This is a genomic window from Paracoccus sp. TOH, from assembly GCF_030388245.1.
Classification (GTDB): domain Bacteria; phylum Pseudomonadota; class Alphaproteobacteria; order Rhodobacterales; family Rhodobacteraceae; genus Paracoccus; species Paracoccus simplex.
Genome location: NZ_CP098360.1, coordinates 1,581,869 through 1,595,829, shown reverse-complemented (window position 1 = coordinate 1,595,829; position 13,961 = coordinate 1,581,869). Strand labels below are relative to the sequence as shown.

Genomic DNA, 13,961 nt, shown 5'->3' with positions numbered 1-13,961 from the left:
CCGCGCCGGCAGGCGGCGTTGCAGGGGTATTTCTCAAACGGTGAAACAGGCGCCGGGACCAGCCTTCGCGCGCCGGCCTGCGTTTTCTCTGTTGCATAAATACCCATGCGACAGCGACGGTTGCGCGGTCGCACGGGTATTTTCGGGACGAAGACGCCGGGGGGTCGCGAACTCAGCCCAGATCGGGGAAGAACAGGCCCTTGGGCGACAGGGTGAAGATCTCGCAGCCGTCCGCGGTCACGCCAATCGAATGCTCGAACTGGGCCGAGAGCGACTTGTCGCGGGTCACCGCCGTCCAGTCGTCGGCAAGGATCTTGGTCTCGGGCCGGCCCAGGTTCACCATCGGCTCGATGGTGAAGAACATGCCCTCTTCCAGCACCGGGCCCTTGCCGGGGCGGCCGAAATGCAGGACGTTCGGCGGCGCGTGGAAGGTGCGGCCGAGGCCGTGGCCGCAGAAGTCGCGCACCACCGACATGCGGTTCTGTTCCACATAGCTCTGGATCGCCCAGCCGATATCGCCGAAGGTGGCGCCGGGCCGCACCGCCTCGATGCCCTTCATCAGGCTGTCATGGGTGACCTGGATCAGCCGGCGCGCCTTGACGCTGGGCTTGCCCGCCACATACATGCGCGAACTGTCGCCATACCAGCCGTCCACGATCACCGTCACGTCGATGTTCAGGATGTCGCCCTCGGCCAGCAGCTTCTCGCCGGGGATGCCGTGGCAGACGACATGGTTCACGCTGATGCAGCTGGCATGCTGGTAGCCGCGATAGCCGATGGTGGCGCTGGTGGCGCCCAGTTCCCCGACCCGGCCGCGGATGAAGTCGTCCAGCGCGCCGGTGGCGGCGCCCGGCCGCACCAGCGCCCCGACCTCGTCCAGGATCTGCGCCGCGATCAGCCCGGCCGCCCGCATGCCCTGGAAGTCCTGCGGCTCGTGGATGCGGATGCCCTCGCGGGTCTGGCGTGCGTCGTTCATATCGTCCTCGTGATCTCCTGTTTCACAGATAGACCCAAGGCGCCACTTGTTCCAGCCCCGCGCACGGACCTATACATTTCCCCGAGTGAGCCAGATCGCCAGGAGGCAGCGCGCCGATGCAGTCCGACAATCCCACCGCCGCCATTCTCGTCATCGGGGACGAGATCCTGTCCGGCCGCACGCGCGAGGGCAATGCCCATTACCTGTCGCAGGTGCTGAACAGCATCGGCGTCGACCTGCGCGAGGTGCGCATCGTCGGCGACGACCATGACCAGATCGTCGCGGCGATCCGGGCGCTGGACAAGTCGCTGGGCGGCGCCTGGGACATGTTGTTCACCAGCGGCGGCATCGGGCCGACGCATGACGACATCACCGCCGATGCGGTGGCCGACGCCTTTGGCGTGGGCATCGAGATCAACGAGGAGGCGCGCCGCGTCATGGTCGCCCGCTGGGAGGCGCGCGGCGTCGAGGTCACCGGCAACCGGCTGCGCATGGCCCGCATCCCGCTGGGCGCGGCGCTGATCCCCAACGCCCATTCCGCCGCGCCCGGCTTCCACATCGGCAACACCCATGTCATGGCCGGCGTCCCCGAGGTGTTCCGCGCCATGGTCGAGGCCATCGTGGACAAGCTGCCGACCGGCCGCCCCTCGGTCAGCGAGGCGCTGGAGGTGCTGCGGCCGGAATCCGACGTGGCCGACGAGCTGCGCGCGGTCGCCGACGATTTCCCCGACCTGTCGCTGGGATCGTATCCGTTCCAGCGCGGCCAGCGCTACGGCACCAGCCTGGTGATCCGCGGGCTGGACGGCCAGCGCGTCACCGATGCCATGACCGCGCTGCGCGAAAGGCTGGCGCTGTGATCGCCGATCCAGAAATCGCCCGCGCCTTCGAAAGCACCTGGCCGGCGGCCGAATATGCCGAGGCCGGCGGGTTTCGCGTCGGGCGCGGGCTGGGGGCCGGCGGCCGGGTCAGCTCGGCCCGGGTGCTGGCGCCGGACTGGCAGGCGGCGGCGATCCCGCGCATCGAAGCCATCCAGCGCGGCTGGGACGAGCGGCCGATGTTCCGGGTGACCGACGCCGATACCGCGCTGCAAGAGGCGCTGCGGGCGCAGGGCTATCGCCCCGGCACGCCGACCGCGATCATGGCCGCCGATTGCGCAGCCTTGGCGGCCGAGCCGGCGCCGCCGCTGGCCGCCTTCGCGATCTGGCCGCCATTGGCCATCCAGCGCGACATCTGGGCGGCGGGGGGCATCCCGGCCAGCCGGCAGGCGGTGATGGAACGCGTGGCGCAGCCCAGGACCGCGATCCTGGGCCGGGTGCAGGATCGCGCCGCCGGCGCGGCCTTCGTGGCGCGGGACGGCCGGGTGGCGATGATCCACGGCATCGAGGTGGTGCCGGCGCTGCGCCGGCAGGGCGTGGCGGGCTGGCTGCTGCGCAAGGCCGCCGAATGGGCCGCGGCCGAGGGCGCGACCCGGCTTGCCCTGGCGGTCCGGCGCGACAATGCCCACGCCCGGGCGCTTTACCAGCGGCTGGGCTTTGCCGATCTGGGCGGTTACGGCTACTGGACCCGCGACTGAACGGCGGGGGCGGCGGGCCTAGCCGGCCTCGGTCCGGGCGGCCAGCCGGCGCAGTTCCTTCTTGAGCAGCTCCAGCTCGGCCCGCATCAGCTCCAGCTCGGCGCGCAGGTCGTCGTCCAGCAGCGCGCCGGCGACCAGGGTCAGGCTGCCCAGATGCAGGGCGCCGGGCCGGGGCGGCTCGCCCTCCTCGCCCTGATCCTCGAGCAGCAGGAAACTTTGCACCCCGTCGGACAGCCGCTCGGCCGGGATCGGCGCCGCGACGCGCCAGCCGCCCGCGGCGTCCGGGCTGACCCGCGCCTCGGCGACGCGGGCACCCATATGCACCAGAACCAGCCGGGCGGGCGGCGTGGGGCGCTGCAATACGCCTTGCCAGATCCCGCCTTTCAGACCCAGGGATTCAAATTCGTTCATCCTGTTTCCTTGCTTCAGAATTCGGCCCGCAGGTGGCGCGAGAAGAACAGCTCGCGGATCTCGACCGCGTTCATCCGGGGGGATTCGAAGATCAGGTCCAGCCAGATCTTTTCCAGCCGCTTCTCGTTCATCTCGGTATAGGCCAGGTCGAACTCGGTCACCTGCTGGCCGGGCTGGCCCGGCTCGAAGCTGCGCAACTGCAGCGTCACCTCGTCGATATTGGGACCGTGGCCGATGTTCAGCCGCGCATAGACGTTCAGCGCCCGCTCGGCCAGGACGCCGGTTTCCAGCCGCAGCACATGGCTGCGCGTCAGCCCGGCCAGCGCGCTGACCGGCAGGTCGATCGACAGCGACAGGAAGTTGCCGGCAAAGCCGAAGACCTCCAGCCGGATGCCGAAGGGCGCCAGATCCGTCGCCCCGGCATTGTCGAGCTGTTCGAGGATCAGCGCCCGCTCCGGACAATCGTGCCAGACCGCCGCCGCATCGCCCAGCTTGCCGCCGCTTTCAGGCCCGGCCACGCCCCGGGGCGAGATCTGGCCGGTCATGAACCCCGGCCGCCAGCGCCAGTCGGTGCCGCCCGGCAGGTGCAGCGCGTCCAGCGCCGCGCGGGACCGGGCGACGCGGCGGTCGGCGCGCAGCAGGAAACGGTCGAGCCTGGCGCGCAGCGCCAGCGCCTCCTCGCGCAGCCCGCGCAACCGGCCCGGGCCCAGGGTTCCGGCATGATCGGCCAGCGCCTCCCAATGGCGCAGGGCCCGGGCGCGGGTTTTCCGTTCGATCCACTTGCGGGGACGCATCGCCATGCCGTTCTGCCTGTCACTGATCCATGTAGACGTGGGTTTCCGCCGCCGCCCCGGGATGGGTGACGGCACCGTAGCGGGCCTTGCCGACGAGCTGGGCATATTTCCACAGCGCGCCCGAGGCGTAATCGGTCGGCCGCGGCCCCGGCCATTCGGCGCGGCGCTGCGCCAGCTCCGCCTCGGTCAGCGCCACCGAGAGCGCGCCCCCGACGGCGTCGATGGTGATGATGTCTCCGTCGCGCAGCAGGGCGATGGGACCGCCATGCGCCGCCTCGGGGCCGACATGGCCGACGCAGAAGCCGCGCGTCGCGCCGGAAAACCGCCCGTCGGTGATCAGCGCCACCTTCTTGCCCATGCCCTGGCCGGACAGCGCCGCCGTGGTCGCCAGCATTTCGCGCATCCCGGGGCCGCCGGCCGGACCCTCGTTGCGGATGACGATCACGCAGCCCTCGGCGTAATCGCGGCGCATGACCGCTTCGAAGGCGTCCTCCTCGCAGTCGAAGACCCGGGCGGGGCCGGTGAAGACCTGGTCCTCGGGCGCCATGCCCGCCACTTTCACGATGGCGCCGTCCGGGGCGAGGTTGCCCTTCAACCCGACCACGCCGCCGGTCCGGGACAGCGGCGCCGTCACCGGGTGGATGACCTTGCCGTCCGCCTCGCGGGTGATGCGGTCCAGTTCCTCGCCCATGCTGCGGCCCGAGGCGGTCAGGCAATCCTCGTGGATCAGCCCCGCCTTGCGCAGTTCGCGCAGCACCACCGGCACGCCGCCGGCGTCGAACAGGTCCTTGGCGACATAATCGCCGCCGGGGCGCAGGTTCACGAAATAGGGCGTGTCGCGGAAGATGTCGCAAACGTCGAACAGGTCGAACGCGATCCCCGCCTCATGCGCGATGGCCGGCAGGTGCAGCCCGGCATTGGTCGAGCCGCCGGTGCAGGCCACCACCCGCGCCGCGTTCTCCAGCGCCTTGCGGGTCACCACGTCGCGGGCGCGGATGTTCCTTTCGATCAGCGCCATCACCGCCTCGCCCGAGGCCAGCCCGTACTGGTCGCGCGATTCATAGGGCGCCGGTGCGCCCGAGCTGTTCAGCAACGCCAGGCCGATCGCCTCGCTGACGCAGGCCATGGTGTTGGCGGTGTATTGCCCGCCGCAGGCCCCGGCCGAGGGGCAGGCGACGCGCTCCAGGATCTCCAGCTCGGCATCGGGCAGATTGCCGGCGGCGTGCTGGCCCACGGCCTCGAACACGTCCTGCACCACCACGTCGCGGCCGTGGAAGCGGCCGGGCAGGATCGAGCCGCCATAGATGAAGACGCTGGGCACGTTCAGCCGCACCATGGCCATCATCATGCCCGGCAGCGACTTGTCGCAGCCGGCCAGCCCCACCAGCGCGTCGTAGCAATGGCCGCGCATGGTCAGCTCGACCGTATCGGCGATGGCGTCGCGGCTGGCCAGGCTGGCGCGCATCCCCTCATGCCCCATGGCGATGCCGTCGGTGACGGTGATGGTGGTGAATTCGCGCGGGCAGCCGCCGCCCTTCTTGACGCCCTGCTTGACCGATTGCGCCTGCCGGTTCAGCGCGATGTTGCAGGGCGCGGCCTCGTTCCAGCAGGTGGCGACGCCGACCCAGGGGGAATGGATCTCCTCCTCGGAGATGCCCATGGCATAGAAGAAGCTGCGCTGCGGCGCGCGGGCCGGACCCTCGGTCACATGGCGGCTGGGCAGGGACGACTTGTCGAAACGGTTGTTCTTCATGGCGACATCCTCTGACTGGCGACTTGGATAGGGCTGGACCGCCCGGGGGGCAAGGCCCCAAGGCGGCGAAAACAGCTTGCGGTTGTGGCTAGGCCGTCGCCGCGTTCAGCCGCGCCGCCATGATCAGGTCGTTCATCGTCACGCCGCCCGCCGAATGGGTCGAGAAGCTGACGCGGGCGAAGCCCCAGCCGAAGGCGATGTCGGGATGGTGATTGGCCGCCTCGGCCTGCCAGGCGGCCAGGTTGGCCAGGGCGGCCGCCGCCTTGAAGCTCTTGAAGCGCCATTCGCGGCGGATCGCCTTGCCGTCCGCGGCCAGCTCCCAGCCGGCAAGCCGGGCCAGCGCCGCGCGCAGCGCCGTCTCGGCCAGCGCGGGGGCGCCGTCCACGATCTTGCCATGGGCCAGGTCGGTTTCGGGTTCTTCGGCAGGTTCGTCGGTCATGATGCTCCTCCGTCACAGGATCGGCGCGGCCAGCGCCAGCAGGTTGTTGCGCAACCGCCGCCGGATCGACCAGCCGCGGATCTCGTCCAGGTCGATGCGGCGCGAGCGGGCGATATAGCTCTGCTGGCGTTCGTCCAGCAGCTCGGTCACGTCGGGACCGACCAGCAGCATGTTCATCTCGTAATTCAGCTGGAAGCTGCGGCGGTCCATGTTGGCGCTGCCGATCATCGCCATCTCGCCATCTGCGGCGATGATCTTGGAATGCAGCAGCCCGTCCGGAAACAGCATCAGCTTCACCCCGGCCGAGACCAGCCCGTAATAGAACCCCTCGGACGTGGCCTGCACGACCAGCGAATCGTTGCGCGCCGGCAGGATCATCGTCACGTCCACCCCGCGCCGCGCCGCCGTGCGGATCGCCGAATCCAGCGAGGCGTCGGGCACGTAATAGGGCGTGGTGATCACCAGCCGCTCGCGCGCCGCATAGATCATCGTCGCCATGCAGTCCGACAGCGACCCCTGGCGGTCGTCCGGCCCGGTGGCGATCACCTGGGCCAGCGCCCCCGGCGCCCGCACCGGCGGCGCCATCTGCAGCATATCGCCCAGATCCTCGCCGGTATAGCTCATCCAGTCCTGCAGGAAGACCGCCTGCATCTGCCGCACCACCGGCCCTTCCAGGCGCAACAGCACGTCGATCCAGGGCGCGAAGCGCGGCTTGACGGCAAAGGCCTTGTCCGAGCAGTTGCGGCTGCCGGTAAAGCCCAGCACATGGTCGATCACCACGATCTTGCGGTGGTTGCGCAGGTCCATGCGCTGCGACAGCCCGCCGATGATCGGCAGGCCCAGCGGCAGCGCCTCGACGCATTCGACCCCGGCCTCGCGCATCGCCCGCCAGCTTTCGGAATAGCCGAAGGCGCGCGAGCCGAAGGCGTCGATGATGGCGCGCACCTTGACGCCCCGGCCGGCGGCGCGGATCGCCGCCTCGGCCACCAAGCGGCCCGAGGGATCGTCCAGCCAGATGTAGAACAGCATGTGCACATGGTCGCGCGCCGCGTCGACGGCCGCCACCAGATCGGCGATGGCGCTGTCGTCCTCGGCCAGCAGAGTGGCGCGGTTGCCGGCCACCGCCGAGAAGCCGCCGGTGGCGCGATTCGCGGCAATGACCGGGGCGGCGAATTCGGGCGGGCGCTTCACCGCCTCGGGGCTGGGCGTCCACAGGCCGGACAGCCGGGCGCGGACATTGGCCATGGTCTCGACCTCGGCGCCGCGCATGCGGATCTCGCCGAACAGCACATAGGCCAGGATGCCGACCAGCGGCACCAGCTCGATCACCAGGATCCAGGACAGCCGCACCGTCGGCTCCAACCGCGGCCGCAGCAGGACGCGCACCGACACCGCCAGCGCAATCGCATAATGAAGGAACACGAACATCTGGGTCCACATGACCCGCATGAAAGCGCGGGCGGTGCGGAATTGCAATTCCGCGCCGATTTGCCTAAGTCACGCCCTGAACAGAGCGCAGGGGCCGTCGATGAACTGGATCACCAATTATGTCCGTCCGCGCATCAATTCGCTGTTCTCGCGCCGCGAGGTGCCCGAGAACCTGTGGACCAAATGCCCGGAATGCGGGACCATGCTGTTCCACCGCGAACTGTCGGACAACCTGAACGTCTGCACGAATTGCGACCATCACCTGGCGATCTCGCCCCGGCTGCGCTTCGCGGCGCTGTTCGACGGCGGCGTCTTCAACGAGGTCAAGGTGCCCGAGCCGGTCGCCGACCCGCTGGGCTTCCGCGATCAGAAGAAATACCCCGACCGCATGAAGGCGGCGCAGAAATCCACCGGCGAGAAAGAGGCGATGCTGGTCGCCGAGGGCGAGATGGGCCGCACCCCGATCGTCGCCGCCGCGCAGGACTTCTCGTTCATGGGCGGGTCGATGGGCATGTATGTCGGCAACGCCATCATCGCCGCGGCCGAGCGCGCGGTGAAGCTGAAGCGGCCCTTGGTGCTGTTCTCGGCCGCCGGGGGCGCGCGGATGCAGGAAGGCATCCTGTCGCTGATGCAGATGCCGCGCACCACCGTCGCGGTCGAGATGCTGAAAGAGGCGCGGCTGCCCTATATCGTCGTGCTGACCCATCCGACCACCGGCGGCGTCACCGCCAGCTATGCCATGCTGGGCGACATCCAGATTTCGGAACCGAACGCGCTGATCTGCTTCGCCGGCCCGCGGGTGATCGAGCAGACCATCCGCGAGAAGCTGCCCGAGGGCTTCCAGCGCGCCGAATACCTGCTGGACCACGGCATGCTGGACCGGGTGACGCATCGCAAGCAGCTGCGCGAGGAGCTGATCACCATCCTGCGCATGCTGGGGGGCTTGCCCGCGCCGGTGGCGGGCGATCTGCCCGCGCCGGGCAACATCGCCCCGCCGCAGCCCGAGGCCGAGGCGCCCGCCGCCGACAGCAAGCCCACCTGAACCGGACGACATCGCGATGACCTCCTCCGACGCCATCCTCGCGCGGCTCATGCAGCTGCACCCCAAGGTCATCGACCTGTCGCTGGACCGGATGCACCGCATCCTGGCCGCCCTGGGGAACCCGGAACGCCGCATCCCGCCGGCGATCCACATCGCCGGCACCAACGGCAAGGGCTCGACCCAGGCAATGATCCGCGCCGGGCTGGAATCGGCAGGCCTGCGGGTGCATGCCTATACCTCGCCGCATCTGGCGCAGTTCCACGAGCGCATCCGCCTGGCCGGCGCGCTGATCCCCGAGGCGGACCTGGCCGCCACGCTGGAGGAATGCGAAGCCGCGAACGGCGGCGCGCCAATCACCTTCTTCGAGATCACCACGGCGGCGGCCTTCCTGGCCTTCTCGCGCACACCCGCGGATTACACGCTGCTGGAAGTCGGCCTCGGCGGCCGGCTGGACGCGACCAATGTGATCGAGTCGCCGGTGTTGACCGTCATCACGCCGATCAGCATCGACCACACGCAATACCTGGGCGAGACGCTGGCCGAGATCACCGCCGAAAAGGCCGGCATCCTCAAGCGCCGCGTGCCCTGCATCGTCGCCCCGCAAGAGCCCGCCGCCCGCGCGGTGATCGAACAGAAGGCCGAGCGGCTCTTCGCGCCGCTGCGCATCGCCCGGCAGGACTGGGACAGCCGGCGCGAGGGCGACGCGCTGGTCTATCAGGACGAGCACGGGCTGATGGACCTGCCGCTGCCCGCCCTGCCCGGCCCGCACCAGATCGTGAACGCCGGCACCGCCATCGCCGCGCTGCGCGAACTGGGTTTCGGCCGCGTCGAGGCCCGCGCCGCGGTGACCGAGGCGGAATGGCCGGCCCGCATGCAGCGGCTCAGCCGCGGCCCGCTGGTCGAGGCGGCCGGCGGCTGCGAACTCTGGCTCGACGGCGGCCACAACCCGGCGGGCGGCGAGGCGGTGGCGGCGACCCTCGCGGCCATGGCGAGGAAACCGACGCATCTGGTCTGCGGCATGCTCAACACCAAGGACGTGGCGGGCTACATGCGCCCGCTGACCGGGGTGGCGCAAAGCCTGACCGCCGTGGCGATCCCGGGCGAGCCGAACACCCTGCCGGCCGAGGATACCGCCGCCGCCGCCGCCTCGGTCGGGCTCGCCGCCGCGATCGCGCCCGATGCGCTGACGGCAGTGCGGCGCCTGGCCGCGGACCAGCCCGGCGCGCGCATCCTGATCTGCGGCTCGCTCTACCTCGCCGGGCAGGTGCTGCGCGAGAACGGCTAGGCCCGCGCGCGTCCGCAGCCGGCAGTGGGGGCTCTGCCCCCCGTCCCTGCGGGACTCCCCCGGGGGTATTTGGAAAACGGTGAAAGCCGGCATGTGCCCGGATCCGGCGCGCAAGCAGGGTCAGAACCTCACCTGTCCCGGCGGGCCGGGAACGGGCCACCGCTTCACCGTTTTCCAAATACCCCGGGGGGAAGGCCGAAGGCCGGGGGCAGAGCCCCCATGACCGCGCAGCGCGCCGCTAGGCTCGCCCCCAATCGGCGTCGCGCATCTCGCGCAGGCGGCTGGCGGTGCGTTCGAACTCGAAGGCGCCCTCGCCTTCGGCGTAAAGCCGTTCCGGCTCGTCGGCGGCGCTGGCGATCAGCCGCACCCTGGCCTCGTAAAGCGCGTCGATCAGGGTCACGAAGCGCTTGGCCTCGTTGTAGTTCGACTGCGACAGCCGCGGGATCGAGTCGATGAACAGCAGGTCCAGCGCATCGGCCATGGCCAGGTAATCGGCCGGACCCAGCGGCTTGCCGCAAAGGTCCCAGAAGCTCGCCCGCCCGATGCGGCCAAGATGCTGCGGGATCTCGACCTGGCGGCCCTTGACCTCCAGCAGCAACGGCGCGGTCGGCGCGCCCGCGGTGTCCTGACGCCACAGCGCATCCATCCGGTCATGCGCCGCCGTGTCGGCGGGGATGAACCAGACCTGCCCGGCCTCGTCGCGATTCTGGCGGTGGTCGGTGGCGCTGACCAGCTCGACCACCTCCAGCCGCTCGCGCAACAGCGCGATGAAGGGCAGGAACAGCTGGCGGTTCAGGCCGTTCTTGTAAAGCTCCTCCGGCACCCGGTTCGAGGTGGTGACGACGGTCACGCCCTCCTCGAACAGCACCTGGAACAGCCGACCGACGATCATCGCATCGGCGATGTCGGTGATCTGCATCTCGTCGAAGCAGAGCAGCCGCGCCTGCTGCGCCACCGCCAGCGCCACCGGGCGCACGGCGTCCTGCTGGCCGGTCTTGCGCACCCCCTCCAGCGCCGCCTGGATCTCCTGCATGAATTCGTGGAAATGCACCCGGCGCTTGGCCGCGACCGGCGCCGCCTCCATCACCAGATCCATCAGCATGGACTTGCCGCGGCCCACGCCTCCCCAGAGATAGAGTCCCCTGACCGCCGGCGCGGGCGCCGGGGCCGCGCCGCGCAACCGCGACAGCCAGCCGTTCCTCTGCGGCGCCGGGGCCGGGGTCGCCGCCAGGTCGCCCACCAGCCGGTCCAGCACCGGCAGCACGCCGCGCTGTGCCGCATCGGGGGCCAGTCGGCCGGTCGCCACGCGGGCCTCGTAAAGTTCGGATACGCTTGCCATGCCCTGCCCCTGCCAAAGAAAGGACCGGCTCGCAAGGGCCGGCCCGAGATTTCCGTCGTTTTCGCTAAGGTTCAACGGCCACGGCGCTGGAAACTGCCCCTATTTCCCGATGGGGCAAGCGAGTCGCTGCGCAGCAAGCGGCTCTGACCGAGGGGTGGCCGGCCGCATCGCGGGCGCCGGCTGCCGCCAGCCCTAGACGATGGACCTGTTGCGGGTTTCGGCCCGGATGAACAGCGTGCCGATGGCGGCCAGCAGCAGCAGCGCCGCAAAGACGCCGATCGCGGTGCCGAAGCCGCGGGCCACCACATAGCCCATCAGCGACGGCGCCAGCAGCCCGCCCACCCGCGCCACCGCGCTGGCCGTGCCCATGCCGGTGCCGCGCAAGCCGGTCGGATAAAGCTCGGGCGTATAGGCATAGAGCGCGCCCCAGGTGCCCAGCAGCGCAAAGCTCATCAGCAGCAGCGCGGCCGCGACCAGCCAGGGGCTGCCGGCGACGGTGAAAAGAAGGCAGCCTCCGGCGCTGAGCAGCAGGAAGATCTGCAAGGTGGGCTTGCGCCCCCAGCTTTCCACGCCATGCGCCGCCAGCGCATAGCCCGGCAGTTGCGCCAGCGCCATCAGCACCAGGAAGCCATAGCCGCGCACGAAGCCGAAGCCGCCCTTGACCAGTTCCGCCGGCAGCCAGACGAAGACACCGTAATAGGACAGCGAAACCAGGAACCAGGCGGCGAAGATGCCCAGGCTGCGGTTGCGCAGCTCGGGGCCGAACAGCCGCACCTCGGCGGTGACGGGCGGCGCGGCAAGGCGGGTGCCCTGCGGCAGGGCGCGGGCGCCGTTCGCGGTCAGCACCCGGTCGATCACCGCGCGCGCGCCGGCCTCGTCGCCCTTGCGCAGCAGATACATCGGCGATTCCGGCACCCAGAGCCGCAGCCAGACGCCGATCAGCGCCGGCAGGGCGGCCACGGCAAAGATCCAGCGCCAGGGCTCGGCCGCGCCGGCCAGATGCGCGACCCAGGCGGTCAGGGCGATGATGATGGTGCCGATGGCCCAGAACCCCTCCAGCCAGACCAGCCAGCGGCCGCGATTCCGCGGCGGCAGGAATTCGGCCATCATGGCGTAATCGACCGGCAGCGTGCCGCCCACCGCCATGCCGGTCAGGAAGCGCAGCAGCATCAGCGACCAGATGTCCGGCGCAAAGACCGAGGCCAGGCCGAAAACCGCGTCGCAGGCCACCGTCAGCAGCAGCACGTTGCGCCGGCCGATCCGGTCGGCGATGCGCCCGAACAGCGTCGCGCCGGCGAACATGCCCAGAAAGAACAGCGTGCCGGTCTGCAGGGCCTGCGGCACGGTCAGCCCGAAACTGGCCGCGATCGAGGCGGCGGTAAAGCCGATGGCGATGACCTGCATCGCATCCGCCGCCCAGACCAGACCGAAGATCCCCAGCAGCCGCCGCTGGAAACGCCCCGCACCGCCCTGGGTTAGGGCCTCGTCGATGGTCGGGTTCATGGCTCGCCTCCGCTGATCCGCCTGTCGGGCAGTTTTCCGACGATTGCCGCCATGTCCACAGCAAATCGCCGGAGCGCCGCGGTTTCGTCGCGGTTTGTTGCGCCGGTCGCATGCGGGAAAGGGCCACCCCTTGGGGATGGCCCTGCCCGGATTGCGCGCCGATGCTCAGGCCAGTTCGACCTCGAAACTGGGCAGCCAGCGCTCGATGACGAAATCCATGCCGCCCCAGCGCACCGTCCTGGTCAGAGTGGTGCGGATCAGCCCGCGATGGGCGCCGTAGCCGCAGCCGGCCGCGTCGGTCAGGGCCCGGTAATCGGTCGGATCGCGCTGCATGGCATAGCGGATCGCCGTGACCGGGCCGGCGACCTCGATCAGGATGTCGCCGCCCGAGACGCCGGCGGCAGTAATGGCGCCGCCGCCGACCACCTCGAGCCCCAGATGCGCGGGATCGCCGCCGTAATCGGCATAGAGCCCGGCCGCGCTGGTCAGCGCCTCGTCCTCGCGCAGCGAGATCGGGATGGCGATGCGGTCGCCCGTCCGCGTGGCCGTGCCCGGCAGCAGGTTCCAGGGCCGCCCCGCCGCATCCTCGGCCGCGGCCCAGACCCCGACCTCATAGGCGCGGACATATTCGGACCAGAGCTTGTGCACGCCTTTCCCGTCGCCATTGTCGATCTTGTAGGGATAGAGCGGGCCGATCAGCACCCCGTTGCGCGCCCGCACGAAATCCAGCTGGTCCAGCTTGCATTGGTGCAGATTGGCCGCAGCGCCCTGCATGTAGCCGCCGGTCTGCTGCAGGAACGGCCGGATCGGCGTGACCTGCCCGGTCAGCCGGCGGATCTGGGCGATCATCTTCTCGACCGTGGCCTCGGCCGCGGCCTGCCACCAGCCGCGCGGGCGGGCGACATCGGCCTCACCCTGGTTCAGGAACAGGCGCGGCACCCGCACGGCGCAGCCCTGCGCGGCGAAAACCCGCGCCGCCTCGGACAGCCACCATTCCGCGTTCTGCCAGGGCGCCAGCAGATCGGCAGAGCCCGTTGCCGGGTCGTCGTCGAAATTCTCGATCGTCTGGCCGCCGGCATCATGGAACTGGAAGGCGACGGCCTGGCCGACCAGCCCGTCCCGCAGCATACCGCAGGCCAGCACCGCCCCCTCGGGGATCGAGGTCTGCACCACCATCGGCCCGCTGCCGGCGGCAGGCGCGGCGGTGTCATAGCCGTTCAGCAGCGGGTTCGCCACATTGCCGATCGCGACGCCGTCGGCGCGGCGCAGCCCGGTCAGCATCAGAGCGCCGGGATTGGTCCCGCCGCCGAACACGTCTCGCCATTTCTGGCCGTTCGGGGCGGTCTCGCCCCCGAAATTCGCGCCCAGGGCCAGGGATTGCCCACGCGACACCAGCAGATCGACGGTATTGCCCGGCG

At 70.2% G+C, this 13,961-nt stretch carries 13 protein-coding genes; 4 read left to right on the top strand and 9 right to left on the bottom strand.

Features of this window, described 5'->3' with window-relative positions; genetic code table 11:
• Positions 1 to 172: 172 nt before the first annotated feature.
• Positions 173 to 976, bottom strand: coding sequence for a type I methionyl aminopeptidase (map, locus tag NBE95_RS07960; protein WP_289893375.1), 804 nt, complete (start codon positions 974 to 976; stop codon positions 173 to 175).
• A gap of 116 nt (positions 977 to 1,092) precedes the next feature.
• On the opposite strand from map, the gene NBE95_RS07955 reads away from it, so the two are divergent.
• Entirely contained in the window at positions 1,093 to 1,833 is a 741-nt protein-coding gene (locus NBE95_RS07955; protein WP_289893374.1) for a molybdopterin-binding protein, read from the top strand.
• Positions 1,830 to 2,549: a GNAT family N-acetyltransferase gene (locus NBE95_RS07950; RefSeq protein WP_289893373.1), complete on the top strand. Its 720-nt coding sequence runs from the start codon at positions 1,830 to 1,832 to the stop codon at positions 2,547 to 2,549. The genes NBE95_RS07955 and NBE95_RS07950 overlap by 4 nt, the downstream gene beginning before the upstream one ends.
• 18 nt (positions 2,550 to 2,567) lie before the next feature.
• Here NBE95_RS07950 and NBE95_RS07945 read toward each other — a convergent pair whose 3' ends face one another.
• The 5 genes from NBE95_RS07945 to cls all read right to left on the bottom strand — a co-directional run bounded on the left by NBE95_RS07945 (position 2,568) and on the right by cls (position 7,374).
• Positions 2,568 to 2,960, bottom strand: coding sequence for a hypothetical protein (locus NBE95_RS07945; RefSeq protein WP_289893372.1), 393 nt, complete (start codon positions 2,958 to 2,960; stop codon positions 2,568 to 2,570).
• A 14-nt stretch (positions 2,961 to 2,974) separates the two neighbouring features.
• Positions 2,975 to 3,760 (bottom strand): DUF6478 family protein, encoded by a 786-nt coding sequence (locus NBE95_RS07940; protein ID WP_289893371.1) that lies wholly within the window; start codon positions 3,758 to 3,760, stop codon positions 2,975 to 2,977.
• A gap of 13 nt (positions 3,761 to 3,773) precedes the next feature.
• Entirely contained in the window at positions 3,774 to 5,507 is a 1,734-nt protein-coding gene (gene ilvD / locus NBE95_RS07935; protein ID WP_289893370.1) for a dihydroxy-acid dehydratase, read from the bottom strand.
• An 88-nt stretch (positions 5,508 to 5,595) separates the two neighbouring features.
• Complete coding sequence (locus NBE95_RS07930; protein WP_289893369.1) at positions 5,596 to 5,946, bottom strand: 4a-hydroxytetrahydrobiopterin dehydratase; 351 nt, start codon at positions 5,944 to 5,946, stop codon at positions 5,596 to 5,598.
• Between the two features lie 12 nt (positions 5,947 to 5,958).
• Positions 5,959 to 7,374: a cardiolipin synthase gene (cls, locus tag NBE95_RS07925; protein ID WP_289893368.1), complete on the bottom strand. Its 1,416-nt coding sequence runs from the start codon at positions 7,372 to 7,374 to the stop codon at positions 5,959 to 5,961.
• A gap of 100 nt (positions 7,375 to 7,474) precedes the next feature.
• Here cls and accD point away from each other — a divergent pair, with 100 nt between their 5' ends.
• Complete coding sequence (gene accD, locus NBE95_RS07920; RefSeq protein ID WP_289893367.1) at positions 7,475 to 8,416, top strand: acetyl-CoA carboxylase, carboxyltransferase subunit beta; 942 nt, start codon at positions 7,475 to 7,477, stop codon at positions 8,414 to 8,416.
• Between the two features lie 16 nt (positions 8,417 to 8,432).
• The gene (locus tag NBE95_RS07915; protein WP_289893366.1) at positions 8,433 to 9,701 is read left to right on the top strand and encodes a folylpolyglutamate synthase/dihydrofolate synthase family protein; all 1,269 of its coding nucleotides are present in this window, start codon (positions 8,433 to 8,435) and stop codon (positions 9,699 to 9,701) included.
• 238 nt (positions 9,702 to 9,939) lie between these two features.
• On the opposite strand, the gene zapE is transcribed toward NBE95_RS07915, so the two are convergent.
• From zapE to NBE95_RS07900, 3 genes are all read right to left on the bottom strand, one after another.
• A complete protein-coding gene (gene zapE, locus NBE95_RS07910; protein WP_289893365.1) occupies positions 9,940 to 11,040 on the bottom strand; it encodes a cell division protein ZapE in 1,101 nt (366 codons plus the stop codon).
• Positions 11,041 to 11,232: 192 nt separating this feature from the next.
• Positions 11,233 to 12,543 carry an MFS transporter gene (locus NBE95_RS07905; RefSeq protein ID WP_289893364.1) on the bottom strand — a complete coding sequence of 437 codons (1,311 nt, stop codon included), beginning with the start codon at positions 12,541 to 12,543 and terminating at the stop codon, positions 11,233 to 11,235.
• A 165-nt stretch (positions 12,544 to 12,708) separates the two neighbouring features.
• A complete protein-coding gene (locus tag NBE95_RS07900; protein WP_289893363.1) occupies positions 12,709 to 13,935 on the bottom strand; it encodes a hypothetical protein in 1,227 nt (408 codons plus the stop codon).
• Positions 13,936 to 13,961 lie beyond the last annotated feature (26 nt).

Coding starts and splice junctions, on each gene's coding strand:
- ilvD (WP_289893370.1), bottom strand. CDS start 5,507: ATGAAGAACAACCGTTTCGACAAGTCGTCCCTGCCCAGCCGCCATGTG.
- NBE95_RS07915 (WP_289893366.1), top strand. CDS start 8,433: ATGACCTCCTCCGACGCCATCCTCGCGCGGCTCATGCAGCTGCACCCC.
- map (WP_289893375.1), bottom strand. CDS start 976: ATGAACGACGCACGCCAGACCCGCGAGGGCATCCGCATCCACGAGCCG.
- NBE95_RS07955 (WP_289893374.1), top strand. CDS start 1,093: ATGCAGTCCGACAATCCCACCGCCGCCATTCTCGTCATCGGGGACGAG.
- NBE95_RS07905 (WP_289893364.1), bottom strand. CDS start 12,543: ATGAACCCGACCATCGACGAGGCCCTAACCCAGGGCGGTGCGGGGCGT.
- zapE (WP_289893365.1), bottom strand. CDS start 11,040: ATGGCAAGCGTATCCGAACTTTACGAGGCCCGCGTGGCGACCGGCCGA.
- NBE95_RS07930 (WP_289893369.1), bottom strand. CDS start 5,946: ATGACCGACGAACCTGCCGAAGAACCCGAAACCGACCTGGCCCATGGC.
- NBE95_RS07945 (WP_289893372.1), bottom strand. CDS start 2,960: ATGAACGAATTTGAATCCCTGGGTCTGAAAGGCGGGATCTGGCAAGGC.
- cls (WP_289893368.1), bottom strand. CDS start 7,374: ATGTTCGTGTTCCTTCATTATGCGATTGCGCTGGCGGTGTCGGTGCGC.
- NBE95_RS07940 (WP_289893371.1), bottom strand. CDS start 3,760: ATGGCGATGCGTCCCCGCAAGTGGATCGAACGGAAAACCCGCGCCCGG.
- accD (WP_289893367.1), top strand. CDS start 7,475: ATGAACTGGATCACCAATTATGTCCGTCCGCGCATCAATTCGCTGTTC.